At 63.3% G+C, this 14,368-nt stretch carries 18 protein-coding genes; 11 read left to right on the top strand and 7 right to left on the bottom strand.

All coding sequences use genetic code 11. From position 1 onward, the window contains the following. Positions 1-16 precede the first annotated feature (16 nt). Entirely contained in the window at positions 17-1,414 is a 1,398-nt protein-coding gene (locus tag AC1DU8_RS21400) for an esterase-like activity of phytase family protein (RefSeq protein WP_457282307.1), read from the bottom strand. A gap of 78 nt (positions 1,415-1,492) precedes the next feature. Then, positions 1,493-1,684 (bottom strand): hypothetical protein, encoded by a 192-nt coding sequence (locus AC1DU8_RS21405; protein WP_457282308.1) that lies wholly within the window; start codon positions 1,682-1,684, stop codon positions 1,493-1,495. 147 nt (positions 1,685-1,831) lie between these two features. Between AC1DU8_RS21405 and AC1DU8_RS21410 the strand changes: the two genes are divergently transcribed. From AC1DU8_RS21410 to gshB, 9 genes are all read left to right on the top strand, one after another. After that, positions 1,832-2,746 (top strand): LysR family transcriptional regulator, encoded by a 915-nt coding sequence (locus AC1DU8_RS21410; protein ID WP_457282309.1) that lies wholly within the window; start codon positions 1,832-1,834, stop codon positions 2,744-2,746. 5 nt (positions 2,747-2,751) lie between these two features. Continuing rightward, positions 2,752-3,288, top strand: a complete 537-nt coding sequence (locus tag AC1DU8_RS21415) for a phosphatidylglycerophosphatase A family protein (RefSeq protein ID WP_477666897.1) — start codon at positions 2,752-2,754, stop codon at positions 3,286-3,288. After that, positions 3,285-3,800 carry a CinA family protein gene (locus AC1DU8_RS21420; protein WP_477666898.1) on the top strand — a complete coding sequence of 172 codons (516 nt, stop codon included), beginning with the start codon at positions 3,285-3,287 and terminating at the stop codon, positions 3,798-3,800. The genes AC1DU8_RS21415 and AC1DU8_RS21420 overlap by 4 nt, the downstream gene beginning before the upstream one ends. Positions 3,801-3,885: 85 nt before the next feature. Next, positions 3,886-4,374, top strand: a complete 489-nt coding sequence (locus AC1DU8_RS21425; RefSeq protein WP_457282312.1) for a nuclear transport factor 2 family protein — start codon at positions 3,886-3,888, stop codon at positions 4,372-4,374. Between the two features lie 34 nt (positions 4,375-4,408). Further along, on the top strand, positions 4,409-5,341 hold the full coding sequence (locus tag AC1DU8_RS21430) for an alpha/beta hydrolase (protein ID WP_457282313.1): 933 nt from the start codon (positions 4,409-4,411) through the stop codon (positions 5,339-5,341). A gap of 15 nt (positions 5,342-5,356) precedes the next feature. Continuing rightward, entirely contained in the window at positions 5,357-5,830 is a 474-nt protein-coding gene (locus AC1DU8_RS21435; RefSeq protein ID WP_457282314.1) for an OsmC family protein, read from the top strand. After that, positions 5,827-6,444: a DUF2238 domain-containing protein gene (locus AC1DU8_RS21440; RefSeq protein WP_457282315.1), complete on the top strand. Its 618-nt coding sequence runs from the start codon at positions 5,827-5,829 to the stop codon at positions 6,442-6,444. Before AC1DU8_RS21435 ends, AC1DU8_RS21440 begins: the two co-directional genes overlap by 4 nt. A gap of 136 nt (positions 6,445-6,580) precedes the next feature. Beyond that, positions 6,581-7,828 (top strand): benzoate/H(+) symporter BenE family transporter, encoded by a 1,248-nt coding sequence (locus AC1DU8_RS21445; protein ID WP_457282316.1) that lies wholly within the window; start codon positions 6,581-6,583, stop codon positions 7,826-7,828. After that, positions 7,825-8,790 (top strand): glutathione synthase, encoded by a 966-nt coding sequence (gene gshB, locus AC1DU8_RS21450; protein ID WP_457282317.1) that lies wholly within the window; start codon positions 7,825-7,827, stop codon positions 8,788-8,790. The genes AC1DU8_RS21445 and gshB overlap by 4 nt, the downstream gene beginning before the upstream one ends. Before the next feature lie 19 nt (positions 8,791-8,809). Here the strand turns inward: gshB and AC1DU8_RS21455 are convergent, their stop codons facing one another. The 3 genes from AC1DU8_RS21455 to AC1DU8_RS21465 are packed head-to-tail and all read right to left on the bottom strand — an operon-like array spanning position 8,810 to position 11,302. Beyond that, on the bottom strand, positions 8,810-9,604 hold the full coding sequence (locus AC1DU8_RS21455; protein ID WP_457282318.1) for a class II glutamine amidotransferase: 795 nt from the start codon (positions 9,602-9,604) through the stop codon (positions 8,810-8,812). Position 9,605: 1 nt separating this feature from the next. Further along, positions 9,606-11,093, bottom strand: a complete 1,488-nt coding sequence (locus AC1DU8_RS21460) for an MFS transporter (protein ID WP_477727229.1) — start codon at positions 11,091-11,093, stop codon at positions 9,606-9,608. Positions 11,094-11,110: 17 nt separating this feature from the next. Then, positions 11,111-11,302 carry a 4-oxalocrotonate tautomerase gene (locus AC1DU8_RS21465; protein ID WP_411881369.1) on the bottom strand — a complete coding sequence of 64 codons (192 nt, stop codon included), beginning with the start codon at positions 11,300-11,302 and terminating at the stop codon, positions 11,111-11,113. A gap of 277 nt (positions 11,303-11,579) precedes the next feature. On the opposite strand from AC1DU8_RS21465, the gene AC1DU8_RS21470 reads away from it, so the two are divergent. Both AC1DU8_RS21470 and AC1DU8_RS21475 read left to right on the top strand, forming a co-directional pair. Further along, entirely contained in the window at positions 11,580-12,965 is a 1,386-nt protein-coding gene (locus AC1DU8_RS21470) for a zinc-binding metallopeptidase family protein (protein ID WP_477701587.1), read from the top strand. Between the two features lie 133 nt (positions 12,966-13,098). Continuing rightward, positions 13,099-13,434, top strand: coding sequence for a hypothetical protein (locus tag AC1DU8_RS21475; RefSeq protein ID WP_457282321.1), 336 nt, complete (start codon positions 13,099-13,101; stop codon positions 13,432-13,434). Between the two features lie 21 nt (positions 13,435-13,455). Here the strand turns inward: AC1DU8_RS21475 and AC1DU8_RS21480 are convergent, their stop codons facing one another. Next, complete coding sequence (locus AC1DU8_RS21480; protein ID WP_457282322.1) at positions 13,456-13,734, bottom strand: hypothetical protein; 279 nt, start codon at positions 13,732-13,734, stop codon at positions 13,456-13,458. A gap of 29 nt (positions 13,735-13,763) precedes the next feature. After that, on the bottom strand, positions 13,764-14,201 hold the full coding sequence (locus tag AC1DU8_RS21485) for an OsmC family protein (RefSeq protein WP_457282323.1): 438 nt from the start codon (positions 14,199-14,201) through the stop codon (positions 13,764-13,766). Between the last annotated feature and the right edge of the window lie 167 nt (positions 14,202-14,368).

Raw genomic sequence — 14,368 nt, forward strand, 5'->3', positions numbered from 1 at the left:
GAAAGCGTCTGCGCCTTTACTTCGCGTCCACCAGGGTGCGAATGTCCAGCAAGGTCAGCTCATTGGCATCCGGCTTGCCGATTTCACGGCCTGACGAATACGGGAAATTGTTGTCGTTGACCAGCACGATGTGCGTGGCGTCAACAATCGCCAGCCCTTCAGGGCCCAGGTGCGGCAATGAAAACACCGCTTCATTGGGCCCCAGCCTGGCCAGCCGCTGCGGATTGGCGATGCGGGTCAGGTCGACATAGGCCACCTTGCGCACAAAGCCGTCCGCATCGCTTGCCGCCAGGTCGATCTTGTAGACACGCTTGAAACGCGCGGGCCGGGTGAAGCAGTCGGTGCGCGCTTCGCCTGGGCACGCCGGCGACTGGCCTTCGGTGCTGTCGTCGCGTTCAATCACCAGACCGGTCGTGGCGTCCAGCAACTGGAAGTCGGCGGCGACGTTGCCCACTTCTTCCAGCAGGTACTTCCACTGCTTGCCGGTGAAACTGCGCGAGGCTGCATCCACCTCATTGATGCGTACATAGGTTTTGTCGCCTGCCTTTTCCACGCTTTTGGCGGCGGTATCGAACAGCGGGCCTTCAAACATCGGGTACAGCTTGCTGCCGTCGGGCGATCGGGCCATGGCTTCAAACCCGTTGGAACGGCGCACCTCAAACAGGGCCTCGCCCGGCAGGTTGGGCAAACGGCCCTGCATGTAGTGATCGGGCGATGCCAGCAGCTTGCCGTTGATGACCGTCTCGGTCACGCCCAGCACGCGGCCCTGAAAGTCCGTGCGCAAGAGGTAGGGACCATACTCGTCGCCGATCCACCATTCGTTGCCCACCACCTGGATGGACTCGGGATCGAAATCGATGCCGGTGAGATAACGGCGCTGCGTGTTTTCGTTCTGGATGTGAAAAGGCACGCGCTTGTCGGGATCGCTCAGGAAGACGGTGCTGCGCCGCCGGACCTGGCCTTTGGCCCAGTCCACCGACAACCGGTGCACCATCAGCAGCGCGTCCTGCGAATTGACCTTGTTGCCAAAGCCGTTGTCGGTCAGCGCCAGGAAGTCGCCTTTGCCCAGGGACACAATACCCGAAAACCCCTGCACCGACTGCCCCTTCATGGGCAGGGTGCCGCCGGAAGCACGCGGGTATTTGGGGTCGCCCACAAAAGTGTTGGCGCTTTCGCTGCCCAGCCGCTCATTGCGCTGACGTTTTGCATTGGCAAATTTCCCGGCCGTGGCGAAAAAAGGACCTGCATCGCGAGGCGCTGCCACGGCCGTGGTGGCACTCAGGGCTGCATGGCCGGCAAGAACCGCCTCCACCGCCGGGGCCGCCTGTGTCTGCGCGCGCCCGGCACCTGAAGCCAGGCACAACGCGCAAGCCGCCGCCAGGGTCAATCCATTCATCTTTGTCAAAACCGACATGCTTATCCTCCGTATTGAAGCGGTGGACTTTGACGCCTTTCTGTGAAGCGGCTGTGACAGGCGGGTGCGCCCGCGTGTTCAGGTCTCGGTGTGTTTGCGCAGCCGGGCATGGCGCGCCAGACTCTGTACAAACCGGGTTGCGGCCCGCAGGGCGGCCGGGGCGGCCCCATTGCCGAAATTCTCCACGGCCTCGCGGCGTAGTTGCCTGGCTCGCTGCCCGGCCAGATCGATCAGGCGATTGTGCTCGTCAAGCGAAAGGGTGCGGTTCATGATGTTTTCCTTTTCTGTCCCCGGGGTTTGCGGGGGGTGAAAGCACTGTAGGAAAAGCACGGCCCGCCGGAAACGGCATGGTCCGCAAATGGGTCTTGCGCTGGCTGCAAAGCCGCCCGCAGGCCTTGTACTGGTTACCATTGACCCATGCGCAACCTTGGCTTCGACGACATGCTCCTCTTTGCCCGCGTGGCCGAGCTGGGCACCCTCTCGGCTGTGGCCCGCGAACGCGACGTGCCGGTCAGCCAGGTTTCGCGCAGCCTGAGCCGCATCGAAAAAGCCTGCGGTACGCGCCTTATCCATCGCTCCACGCACGGGCTGGCGCCCACCGCCGAGGGCGAAACCTTTCTGCAGTACTGCCGCCGCATCGTGGGAACGCTCGACGAGCTGGAAGGCGAATTTGCCAGCCAGTCGCGGCAGGCCACCGGCTGGGTGCGTGTGGCGGCCAGCACGGTGGTCGCCCAGTACCTGCTGGCGCCCAGTTTTGACAGCCTTCACCAGCGCTACCCGAAGCTGTGCGTAGACCTCCAGGTGGAAGACCGCCTGGTGGACATGGCGCGCGATGGCATCGACATCGCGATTCGCACCGGTACACCGGTGACCGACACGGTCGTTGCACGGCAAATCGGTGCGTTGGGCCGGCGGCTGTATGCCGCGCCGGGCTATCTTCAGGCCTACGGAACACCCCGGCACCCCGATGAGCTGCACAGCCACCGGCTGATCACCAACAGCGGCGTGCCCATGCTCAACCACTGGCCCTTCGTGATTGACGGGAAACCCAGCGTGATCGTGCCCAAGGCATCCTGGCGATCCGACAATACCGGCATGACCGCCACGCTGACGCTGCAGGGGCTGGGCATTTCACGCTGCGCCACACTGGTCGCCGAACCGCTGGTGCGCCAGGGTTTGCTCGTCCCGGTGCTTGCGGACTTTGTCGACGACCAGCCCAGCCCGATTTACGCCGTGACGCTTACCAACCGCCACCGCCTGCCCAAAATCAAGGCCTGTATCGACCATTGGGCCGAGTGGCTGGAGAAAACCAGCGCGGCCCCAGCCTCATGATCCCCATGTCCGAACTCACTCCCCCATCAGAAACCCTCAGCCCACCGCGGTTCCGGCCCAACGCCCGGTTCCTGCTGTCGCACCCTGCGCATTTCATCGCCCTCGGTTTCGGCTCGGGCCTGAGCCCGGTGGCGCCCGGCACGGCCGGCACACTCTGGGCCTGGCTGGCTTTTCTGGTGCTGCAGCAATGGCTGTCGCCGGTCGACATGGGCTGGCTGATTGCCGCCTCTACGCTGATTGGCTGGTGGGCCTGCACCGTCACCGCGAAGGCCATGAACGTGCTCGACCCCGGCAACATCGTCTGGGACGAAGTGGTGGCCTTCTGGCTGGTGTTGTGGCTGGTCATGCCGGCGGGCTTCGAAGCACAACTTGCTGCATTTTTGCTGTTCCGCTTTTTTGACGCCGTGAAGCCCGGCCCGGTAGCATGGGCGGACCAGGTTTTCAAGGGCTTTGGCTGGCGCGGCGGCTTCGGGATTTTGTTTGACGACTTCGTGGCGGCGTTCTGCGCCCTGCTGGTGATCGCCTTCTGGAGATTCTGGTGAGCAATGAATTGCTATCAAAAGAGGAGCTACTGGCGCATGATTCTATTGGCTTGGTGGCCGATTTATTGCTCAAAAAGGGCTGGATGCTTGCGACGGCCGAAAGCTGCACCGGCGGCATGATTTCGGCGGTGTGCACCGACCTGGCGGGCTCCAGCACCTGGTTCGAGCGCGGCTTTGTCACCTATTCCAACGAAGCGAAAAACGAACTGCTGGGTGTAGATGCTGCGCTGATTGCCGTGCATGGCGCTGTCAGCGAAGAAGTGGCCCGTGCGATGGCCTCCGGCGCCCTGGGCCACTCCCGTGCGCAAGTGTCGGTGGCCGTCACTGGAGTGGCCGGCCCGACAGGGGGGAGTGCCGCCAAGCCTGTCGGTACGGTATGGTTTGGTTTTGCGCTGCCCGGCTGGCTGGTGTCTGAAGTCCGGCGCTTTGACGGCGACCGTGCCGCGGTGCGCAGCGCCACGGTGCAGCATGCGCTGCAGCGGCTGCTGCAATTGCTGCGCGAAGCCGGCTGACGCGTGAGCGACGCCGGCCCCTACCAAAGCGCTATAGAGTCGCGAAGCCACGAGGCCACCCGAAAACAACCACCCAGGAGACACCATGCACCCCAACCAGGCCACCCTCGAGAAGTTTTACAGCGCTTTTACACGGCTGGATTCCGACACCATGGCGACCTGCTACGCCCCGGACGCCGCTTTCGACGACGCGGCGTTTTCACTGCGGGGGCACCGCGAGGTCACCGGCATGTGGCACATGCTGTGCGACGCCACAAAAGCCAAGGGCATGGATGTCTGGAAACTCACCTACAGCGGGCTGGAAGCCGGCGCGAGCACGGGAAAATCACACTGGGACGCCTATTACCGCTTCAGCGCCACTGGGCGCATGGTGCACAACAGCATTGACGGCGCGTTTGAATTCAATGAACAGGGCCTGATCACGCGGCACCGTGATCACTTTGATTTCTGGACCTGGTCGCGGCAGGCGCTGGGCGCGCCCGGCCTGCTGCTGGGCTGGACGCCTTTCCTGCGCAACAAGGTGCGGGCACAGGCGGCGGCGAATCTGCAAAAATACCTGGTGACGCGACACTAGGCCCGCGCAAGAGTTGATTTGAACGGGAGTTTTCATGTCCTGGTTTGACGGTTTTGAATCACGCAGCTTTGAGGTCAACGGCGCGTCCATCAACGCGCGGTTTTCCCGGGTCGTGCCGGGCGATCCGCTGCGCCCGGCCCTGTTGCTGCTGCATGGTTTTCCGCAGTCGCATGTGATGTGGCACCGCGTGGCGCAGCGCCTGGCAAAACACTATTTCCTGGTCATGCCCGACCTGCGGGGTTACGGAGACTCTTCCAAAACCGCAGGCCTGCCCGACCACAGCAACTACAGCAAACGCAACATGGCGCACGACATGGTCGGGGTGATGGATGCCCTGGGTGTGGACCGCTTTTACCTCTGCGGCCACGACCGCGGCGGGCGTGTGGCGCACCGGCTGGCGCTGGACTATGCGGCACGCGTGCAAAAACTCTGCATCATCGACATCGCCCCCACACTGGACATGTACGAAGGCCGCAGCATGACGGAGCCCTACATGGCGTTTGCGCGTGCCTATTACCACTGGTTCCATATGTTGCAGCCGGCGCCGCTGCCCGAAATCATGATGGGCGCCAACCATCCCGAAACCGCCAAAGCCTACCTGCACGCCAAGCTCGGCGGCTGGGGCAGCGCGGGGCTCAATTACATCGAACCTCAGGCCCTGGCCGAATATGAACGCTGCTTTTGCAACGCCGAAGCGCTGCATGCGGCCTGCGAAGACTACCGGGCAAGCGCCGGGATTGACCTGGACCACGACCGCGAAAGCCGCGCGCAGCACCTGACGGTGGCCTGCGATTTGCTGCTCCTGTGGGGCGAACGCGGTGTGGTGCACCGGATGTTCGACCCGCTGGCGCTGTGGGAGGCGCAATGCAGCGGCGAGGTCTCGGGCCATGCCGTACCGGCGGGCCACTTCATCCCCGAAGAACAGCCCGTGGCGACGGCCACCGCGCTGCACAACTTCTTTCGCTGACTTCAAAGGGCGGCCATGTCGACTTACACGGCGGAGGTTTTGTGGGAAATCAACGGCGGCGATTTCCCGGGAAACCGCTACAGCCGCAGGCACCTGATCCGCTTCGACGGCGGCCTCGAAGTGCCGGGCTCTTCTTCACCGCATGTGGTGCCCTTGCCGATGTCGGACGCATCGGCCATGGACCCGGAAGAGGCATTCGTCGCCTCGCTGTCGAGCTGCCACATGCTGTGGTTTTTGTCGATCGCGGCCAAACGCAAGTTTTCCGTGACACGCTACTTTGATGCGGCCAGTGGCGTGATGGAAAAGAACGCTGAAGGAAAAATCGCCATGACCACCGTCACCTTGCGGCCTGACGTGGCGTTTGCCGGTGAACGCATGCCGACACGCGCCGAGATCGACAAGCTTCACCACGAGGCCCACAACGCCTGCTTCATCGCCAACTCGGTGAAAACCGATGTGCGCTGCGAGCCTGTGTATGGCGACGCATGACTGACCGCAGGCCGCTGCTGATCGCTCTCGGCCTGCTGGTACTGGCCGCGCTGGTGTGGTCGGGTATGGCACCGTATGACCGGGGCACCTGGATGCTCGAGGTGGCGCCCGCCGTCATCGCCGCGCCGGTGCTGCTGGCCACGGGCCGGCGCTACCCGCTGACGACCTTGCTGTATGTGCTGATTGCGCTGCACATGCTGGTGCTGATCGTGGGTGGCGCCTACACCTATGCCAGGGTGCCGCCGGGTTTCTGGCTGCAGGATTTGTTTCACCTGGGCCGCAACCCTTACGACAAGGTCGGCCACTTCATGCAGGGGCTGGTGCCAGCGCTGGTGGCACGCGAGGTATTGCTGCAGCGTGGCTACCTGGGCAGCCGCCGCATGGCAGGGTTTCTGTCGGTGTGCGTGGCCATGGCCATCAGCGCGGTGTATGAGCTGGTGGAGTGGTGGGCGGCCCTGGCGCTGGGTCAGGGCGCGGATGAATTTCTGGGAACCCAGGGGGACCCTTGGGACACGCAGTCGGACATGTTCATGGCCTTGATCGGAGCTGCGGTGGCGATCACGCTGCTGGGCCGGTGGCATGACCGGCAAATGCGCAAGCTGTCGGGTTTGTAGGCATTTGGGCCGCAGGGCAATTGGGTCGGGCGCAAGCCGCTATTGAATTCATAGCAAACGGATGAAATCCATCTGGAAGGCGGTTCTTCCTCTTGCGACCTCATGCCCTGCGTGCCAACCCTGCCAGAATCCCTCCATGCAATTTTTCAAAGACCTCAACCTCGCCGCCTTCACCGCGGGCTTCGTGGCAGTACTGGTCGGCTTCACCAGCTCGGTTGCCATCGTCTTTCAGGCAGCCCTTGCCTTCAACGCCACGCCTGCCGAGATTGCCTCGTGGATGTGGGCGCTCGGCATCGGCATGGGTTTGTGCTCTCTTGTGCCGTCGTTGTGGTTGAAGAAGCCGGTGATGGTGGCCTGGTCCACACCGGGTGCCGCCGTGCTGGCTACTGCAGGGCTGGCTGGCGGTTTCTCGATGGGAGAGGCGGTTGCGGCATTTATGGTCAGCGCGGCGCTGATCACCTTGTTCGGCATCACCGGCTGGTTTGAAAAAGTCATGAACCGTATTCCTGTGGCCATCGCCTCCGCGTTGCTGGCCGGTGTGCTGGCGCGCTTCGGCATCCAGGCCTTTGCGGCAGCGCAAACGGCTTTGCCTTTGGTGCTGCTGATGCTGGCGATCTACTTATTGGGCAAGCGGTTGATGCCGCGCTATGCGGTAGTGCTGACGCTGGTCGGAGCCATTGTGTTTGTCGCTGCGCGCGGGCAACTGGCGTGGTCTGAGGTCGCTTTTTCGTTGGCGATGCCGGTGTTCGTGATGCCGAAGTTCACACTGGCCGCCACTGTCAGCCTGGCCATTCCGCTGTTTGTGGTGACCATGGCTTCGCAGAATCTGCCGGGCGTGGCGGCCATCCATGCGGCGGGCTATGGGCCCGACAGTCCGGACGGCGGCATTCCGGTGTCAAAAATCATCACGCTGAGCGGCCTGGCCACGCTGGTGCTGGCGCCTTTTGGCGCGTTTGCCCTCAACCTGAGCGCCATCACGGCGGCCATCTGCATGGGCCGGGAAGCGCATGAGGACCCCGCCAGGCGCTACACCGCGACCGTTTGCTGCGGCGCCATTTACATCGTGATCGGCATATTCGGCGCAGCGATCACCGGCCTGCTGACAGCTTTTCCGAAGGAGCTGGTCGTCGCCATTGCCGGACTGGCGCTGCTGGGTACCATCGGCAACGGCCTGGCCGCGGCGGTGAAGGAGGAATCGCACCGGGAAGCGGCGCTTATCACTTTTCTCGTCACCTTGTCGGGCGTCGCAATAGCCGGTGTGGGCTCGGCCTTTTGGGGTGTCGTCGCGGGCGCGATTGCACTCTTTGTACAACAATATGGCCAACAGCGCCGCGAAGCCCGCTCCGGGGCGGCGCCAAACCCAGGGACACGTTCCACACCATGAACCTTCTTTTTGTTGCCGATCCGCTCGAGTCATTCAAGATTTACAAGGACACCACCTTTGCCATGATGCGGGAGGCGCAGCGGCGCGGGCACCGCATCAGCGCGTGTGAACCGGCCGACATGAGCTGGCAGACCGGCGCGAAAGTCACGGCCCAGGTGCGCCACATCACGCTGACAGGCGGCGCAGATGTGTGGTTCACGGCCGATGCCGCCCGGCCCGACGGCCGCGAAGCCATTGCGGGTTTTGATGCGGCGGTCATGCGCAAGGACCCGCCTTTTGACAGTGAATACTTTTACAGCACGCACCTGCTGGAGCAGGCCGAGCGCGAAGGGGCCAGGGTTTTCAACAAGCCCGCCGCCTTGCGCGACCATCCTGAAAAGCTCGCCATCCTCGAGTTCGCGCAATTCAGCGGCCCGACGCTGGTCACGCGCAGCGCGGCCGACATCAAGCGCTTTCATGCCGAACACAAGGACATCATCCTCAAGCCGCTGGACGGCATGGGCGGCATGGGCATCTTCCGCGTGAGGGAAGACGGCCTGAATCTGGGTAGCATCACCGAAACACTGAACAGGAACGGCGCCGAAAGCGTGATGGTGCAGAAATTTTTGCCCGAGATCGTCAAGGGCGACAAGCGCGTGCTGGTCATCGGAGGCAAACCGGTTCCTTTCAGCCTGGCGCGCATTCCCCAAGGCAGCGAAGTGCGCGGCAATCTGGCGGCCGGCGGCGTGGGTGTGGCGCAGCCGCTCTCAAAGCGGGATTTTGAAATTGCCGAAGCACTGGGGCCGGTGCTGGCCGCGCGCGGCCTGCTGCTGGCCGGTGTCGACGTGATCGGCGACTATGTGACCGAGATCAACGTCACCAGCCCGACCTGTTTCCAGGAAATCCACGACCAGGCAGGCTTTGACGTGGCGGCCATGTTCATTGATGCACTGGAACAGGCTGTCACGACAGCCGGCGCCTGACAGCCCAGGGCTGCGGCTGTCAGGCGGCGATGAGCGCACCGCCTTCAAACACCTTGAGTTCCCCGGGCGCAAATGACGTCCAGGTTTCGTTGGTGGTGAGCGGCGCCGTGACCACCACAGCGACGCGGTCGGTCGGCCTGGTGTGCTCGGCAAAGTTCACGCTCACGTCCTCGTCGCTCAGCGTGGCATGCGCAAAGGGGTGCTTGCGCTCCACGTAATAGAGGTTGGTGGACGCGTGCGCCCACAAGGCCTGACCGTTGCTGAGCAAAAAGTTGAAAGTGCCGTGGGTGGCGATGTGCGCGGCAAGTTCCCGCAGCGTGATGCTCAGTTCCTGCACGCTGGGAACGCCCGCGTGCGACTTGGCCATCTCTTGCATGATCCAGCAAAAGGCGCGTTCGCTGTCGGTGGTGCCGACGGGCCGGAAGCTGCCGTGCAGGCGGGGTGAAAAATCTTTCAGGTCGCCGTTGTGGGCGAACACCCAGTAGCGGCCCCACAGCTCGCGCACAAAGGGGTGGCAGTTCTCCAGCGCGACACGGCCCTGTGTGGCCTTGCGGATATGTGAGATGACGTTGCGGCTTTTGATCGGATAGCGGCTGATCAGCTCGGCCACCGGTGAACTGCAGGCCGGTTGATGGTCGACAAAGTGGCGCAGGCCGCGGTCGCTGCCACCGGCCACGCTGTCGTCACCTTCAAAAAAAGCGATGCCCCAACCGTCGGCATGGTGGTCGGTGTGGCCGCCCCGCTGCGCGAAGCCCCTGAAACTGAAGGTCACATCCGTTGGGGCATTACAGTTCATGCCGAGAAGTTGGCACATGTCAGTCCGCTTCCTGCTTGTTATTCGGTAAGTTATCAGGTTGGGCGGGGGGCGGCACGCGAAGCTGCCATGCGGCCACCACGGCCAGTACGCACAGGGCGGCCAGCATCAGGAAGGCTTCATTGAAAGCAGCCAGCCGCGCCGGGCTGCTGGTGGCGTTGGCCAGCGAATCGCCATGGGCCGCAAGCCGCCACTCCAGCACGATGCCGCACAGGCTCACACCGATCGCGCCGCCCAGCATGCGCAGGAAGTTGATGGCGCTTGCGCCCTGCGATAACAGATGCTCATGCAGTGGCCGGAGTGACCCGAGGTTGAGCGAAGGCAGGATAAAACCCAGCCCGATACGCCCCAGCGTGGCCCACGCCACCAGCATCCAGAGCCCCGAAGCCAGGTTCACCGTGAGCATCAATGCAAACGAGGCTGCCAGCAAAGCCAGCCCCGTGCTGACCAGCAGCCAGGTCGGGTGTTTGTCCGCCAGCCGGCCCACTCCCGCAATCGTGGCCGCCAACACCAGGCCCGCAGGCAACAGGATGGTGCCGACGTGCGAAGCCGAGAGATTCAAGCCCAGCTGCAGGTACACCGGCAGCAGGTAGGTGGAGCCAAACAGCGCGGTGCCGTAGATGAAAGCCACGATGCTGCCCATGGCAAAAGGCCGGTAGCCAAAGAGCGCCAGGTTCATCAGCGGTGCACCGCCCGAAGCCGCCAGGCGACGTTGCCACCAGATGAATGCTGCCAGCGCCACCAGCGCGGCGCCCAGCAATACAAAGGCATGCGCGCGCCCGGCGCCGTGCAGCTCAACCATGCCGTTGAGCAGGCACAGCGTGCCCACCGCGCCCAGCAACAGGCCGCGCCAGTCGATCATCGCGCCATTGCGGTTGGGCTCCACGCCGCCGGGCGCTGTGTCGGGCACGTAGCGGTAAGCCATCCACAGAGATACCAGGCAAAGCGGCACCACCATGAAAAAAATCGAGCGCCAGCCAAACAGGTCGACCAGGACCCCGCCCACGCTGGGGCCCAGCGCCGGCGCCAGCACCACGCCCATGCCGAAGAGGCCGCTGGCGCGCCCCTGCTCGTGTGGCCCGAAGGCCCGCATGATGATGATCGCGGGAATCGGTTGCACCACACCGGCCGCCAGGCCCTCGGCCACGCGCGAACCCAGCACCAGCCCAAAGCTGTTGGCCAGACCGCCCACAATGCCGCCGGCCATCAGCAGCACCATGGTGCCCACATAGGTGCGGCGATAGCCGTAGCGCGAAAGCAGCCAGGGCGTGGTCAGCATGGAGACCGTCATGGCCACCATAAAGCCCGAGCTCACCCACTGCGCGCGCTCCTGCCCCAGCGTGAAGTAATGGCTCATGTCGGGAATCGCCACGTTCACGATGGTCGACGACATGATGGAAGCCATCGTGCCGATCATGACCGACAGCAGCAGCAACCGCCGGTAACGCGGACCGTGGCGCGCCTGCAGGCCGGCAAGGGATGCGGGCATGGCCCGGGTGTCCGTCGTCAGTCTCTCGGCTCGGACCAGAGTTTGCCGCCGGTCGCCCAGTTTTCGCGCTTGATGTCGGTGATCAGGATGTCCACCGAGTCAGGCTGGCCGCCGAGAATTTCGACGCTGACGCGGGTAATGGCCTCGACGAGCTTTTTCTTCTGCTCGATGGTCCGGCCTTCCATCATTTCGACGTGGTAAGTGGGCATGGTGTCCTCTGGGGTGTGGTGGTTGATGCGGGTTGAACACAGGGTTTTACGGGTGTCCGGTTAACTGGCCCGCAAACATGTCTGATACCCGATGATAAAAGCAAGAGCCCGGCCTTGTTTTGTCGGCCTCCACTGACAGCATGACAGGTGTTGGCGCCGGGCCCCGGAGGCTTCGCCGGGGCTATCCTGTACCCTCGGGTTCTCCTGCCGGGTGTTCTCCTGCCAGGTGCTTTGCGCTTTCGGCCTTGCGGGCCCACCATTCATTCGGGCAAGCCACTTGTTTTTCACCACGCCATCCAGATCCACCGACCAACCCCTGCCTTTGCTGGCCGGGCGCAACTACCGTTGCCATTGCGGGCAGCCCGTCTTTTTTCGCAACAGCAAATGCCTGGCCTGCGGCACGCCGCTGGGTTATGACTGTGAGCGCGGCCTGCTGCTGCCGTTGATGCCTGGGCCGCAAGAGGGCACCTGGCAGGAATGGCAGGCCGCCGGCGCACCGGCCGGCGCGCCGCCCGACGACATCCAGCCGCCTTTGCTCGAGGAAATTCCTGGCCAGGAATCTGCGCCTGCCGCACCCGTTGAGGAAGCCGAGGCGACGCAGGCACCGCCCGCTCAGCCTGCCGAAAACGGCGAACCTCTTTACAGGCGATGCCTCAATCTCTCAACCCCCGCATCGTGCAACTGGCTGGTGCCGGTGGAGGACCCCGCCGACATGTGCCGGGCCTGCCGCCTCAACCGGACCATTCCGGACCTGACGGACCCAGCCCTGCCCGACAACGGTTACCTCTGGGGGCTGGTCGAGCTGGCCAAGCGCCGCCTGGTGTCCGCGCTGATCCTGCTCGGGCTGCCGGTGGCGTCCCGCATGAGCGAAGACACCGAGCGCGGCCTGATGTTCGACTTCCTGCGTTCGCCGGTGAACGGCCCGCACATCATGACGGGCCACAACACCGGCCTCATCACGCTCAACGTGGACGAGGCCGACGACGCCAAGCGCGAGGCGGTGCGCAAGGCCATGCGCGAGCCCTATCGCACGCTGCTTGGGCATTTCCGCCATGAAGTGGGCCACTACTACTGGGACCGCCTGCTGGCCGGCACTGCCTGGATGGACGGCTTTCACGCACTCTTCGGCGACGAAACCCTGGACTACAAGGCCAGCCTGCAGCGCAACTACGACGAGGGCCCGCCCGCGGACTGGCCGCTGCATTACGTGAGCGCCTACGCCAGTACTCACCCCTGGGAGGACTGGGCCGAGTGCTGGGCGCATTACCTGCACATGCGCGATGCGATCGACACCGCTTTAAGTTTCGGCCTGAGCGTCGATCACTTCGACCTGGAGTTCACGCCGTTCACGATAGATGCGCTGTATCAACCGGATCACCCGGATGCCGAACAGTTCCTCACCTTCCTGAACCACTGGACGCGGCTGACCACCATGCTCAACGAGATGTCGCGCAGCATGGGCCAGCCCGATTTCTATCCCTTCATCCTGCCAACGGAGGCGGTCGCCAAGCTGCACTTCATTCACCTGGTGGTGTCGTCGGGCAGCTGGCTGCAGGAGCAGGCCCCGGATGAGACACAGGCACAGACGCAGACCCAGAGCCCAACAGAGGAAGAAAATGGAGAAATGAAGGAATCGCAGCAGCAACAGCAACAGCAAGGCTAGCGCGCGATTTTCAGGCAGAAAGAAGTTGCAGGCCAATAAGGACGCGCGCAAGCAGCTATTTTTTTGATAGCGCCTGAATGGATTGCGATGCGTTAAAGTCGGCACAACGCCCACCCTCCACGCCCGCCCATTCATGCCCACCCGACCCAGAGGCCATCACTACAGCGTCTATGTGATCGAGCTTGGGCCCGAAGTGTGGAACGTGGCACGCTTTCGCCGCGCCAATCCGGACTACCAGCTGGGCAAGCCTTTTGTGTATGTGGGCATGACCGGGCTGGACCCGGATGTGCGTTTTGACAAACACAAGGCCGGCATTCAATCCAACCGTTTCGCCCGTGATTTCGGCGTGCGGCTTTTACCCAAGCTGTACGAGATGTACAACCCCATGCCCTACGACGCGGCGCGCGACATGGAAGTCGAACTGGGTATTGCCCTGCGCGAAGCGGGTTACGGTGTGTGGCAAGCCTGAGCGAGGCCGCACCAGGGCCGGCTATTCGAGTGCACTCACGGCCACGCCGTGCTGCTTCGAAAACGCCTGGAGTGTTGCGGCGACCTGGGGATCCTGCAGGGTGGTCGTCAACTCAATGATCTTGTTGCCGTCACCCTTGTGGCTGTCGCTCACCGTCACGGTGGCCGAAGGGTCGTCTGCGGCAAACAGCTTCTGCAGCGAAGGGCCCAGCGACCCCATCAGGCCGTCGCGCTCGTCCTGCGCGGCGCCTGACTGTGCGGCATATTGAACCTCAAAAGAAAAATTCGTCCTGGGATTCATATCGGGTTTCTTTCTGGGTGCGGAAAAAGCTACCGGCGTAATGTCGCTGCGAGGGTGATTTCGGGAACGCTGGCCAGGGCCCTGGAGAGCGGGCAGGCCTTTTTGGCGCCTTCGGCGAGTTCCTGGAATTTCGCTTCATCGATATCCGGAATCACGGCCTCCAGGGTCAGCGCAATGCGGTCGATGAGGAAGCCATCACCCTGCGGCACCAGACGGACCCTGGCGCGGGTGTCCACCGAGCTGGTGCCGAACCCAGCCTTGTCGCAGGCAAAAGAAAATGCCATGGTGAAACAGGCTGCATGCGCGGCGCCCAGCAACTCTTCAGGATTGGTGCCGCTGCGGTCGTCCTCAAAGCGGCTGCCAAAGCCGTAGGGATACGACTTGAGTGCAGCGGTGTCGGTGCTGATCTGGCCCTGGCCCTTTTTGCCTCGGCCTTCCCAGTGAACAGATGCGGTTTTTTCGGTCATGGGGTTCTCCAGGTTTGTGCGCGTGCAGGGTATATCCGTGCAGGACAGTGAAATGAAATGTTGAACGTTCCAGCGTGCCTGTTTTTTTGGGGGCTGGCCGTCGGACAGCACCGCACGTCGGGGTAAGGCCTTCCCGCCGTGGCCGGATCCGGTGTGAGCCGGGATGC

This window comes from Polaromonas sp. P3_A5, assembly GCF_056403055.1.